Raw genomic sequence first — 705 nt, forward strand, 5'->3', positions numbered from 1 at the left:
GTCGGTAGGCGCCGGAGAAACGGAGATAGGTTTCGTGGCGCAGGAAAATATAACGGCCGAAACGCCGGATCAGGGGACCGGCGCGCGCAGGTCCCAGCCGGCCGCCCAGAGCGTACCAGAACAGGCAACCGGCCGTCGAAGCCAGCGTCGTCACCACCAACAGGGCGCCGAGCGCCGCAAGATCGGACGCCCTGGTCATGCCGAGAAAGAGCAGCAGCACATGCGACGGCGGCACGGGCAGGATCTTTTCGGTGAAGGCGAGACATGCGGCGCCGAACAGGCCAAGCCCCAGCACCGCCGACAGGAGATCGGTCACGAAAAGCGCCAATCGTAGGTGCTGAGGCTCTTGATCCTGGAAACGCGGTAGACCGTCGCCGGCGGAAAGTTGCGGAAGGTGCCGCCGATGCGGACCGCCTCGAGGTCGAGGGCTCCAAGATCTTTCAGCGTTTGGCCGAGCGCGCCCTCGATCAAGGGGGCGTCTTCGGGATGAGGAGCCAGCTTACGACGGCGCCCAATCCTGGGAGGGAGCTCCCCAGTGAGTTCCTCTCGCGACGGGAGGCTCCCTGGCGCAACCTTTTTCAGGTGCGTAACAATAGCAGGGCGGCCACCACCCTTCAGATAGTCTTTAACATCAGCTACAAAAGAAGCATGCCTGGGTGAATCGGGGTTAAACCGGCCGAAAATGGGCTGCCGATTTTCCTGGCG

Annotated in this window: 2 pseudogenes; both read right to left on the bottom strand. The window is 63.1% G+C overall.

What is annotated here, in order from left to right:
- A pseudogene (locus ACWGS9_RS35085) lies at nt 1-316 on the bottom strand (DedA family protein); the annotation flags it as partial.
- Nucleotides 313-705: pseudogene (locus ACWGS9_RS35090) on the bottom strand (hypothetical protein); the annotation flags it as partial. The pseudogenes ACWGS9_RS35090 and ACWGS9_RS35085, both read right to left, overlap by 4 nt.

The organism is Mesorhizobium sp. Arg314 (assembly GCF_053714275.1).